Here is a 354-nt window from a genome sequence, read left to right on the forward strand (position 1 = left end):
GCGCGTGGCGAGCCGGTGGTCCAGCGCGGCGAGCACGAGCTTCGCGTCGGCTGCAATCGCCACATCAGGCCGGAAATTACGCATGACCTGCTGGGCGTCGATGTCGACCCTGATCAGCTTGCCGTCGATCGCGAACCCGTCGTCGAACACCACGTCGTAGTCGGTCTCGCCTAGTTCGGTGCCAACCGCAAGCACCACATCGGCCTCACGCACCAGCGCGCGCGTCACGGCGAGCGACTGGGTCGAGCCTATCGACAGCGCATGGCCGCGCGGCAGCAGTCCCTTGGCATTGATCGTCAGCGCCACCGGCGCCTGCAGGCGTTCAGCCAGCGCGCGCAATTCGGCGGCGGCCTC

At 68.1% G+C, this 354-nt stretch carries 1 pseudogene; it reads right to left on the reverse strand.

Annotation, left to right across the window (positions count from 1 at the left end):
• Positions 1-354: pseudogene (locus EOS_RS42860) on the reverse strand (5-guanidino-2-oxopentanoate decarboxylase); the annotation flags it as partial.

The organism is Caballeronia mineralivorans PML1(12), assembly GCF_001028175.1.
Taxonomy (GTDB): Bacteria; Pseudomonadota; Gammaproteobacteria; order Burkholderiales; family Burkholderiaceae; genus Caballeronia; species Caballeronia mineralivorans.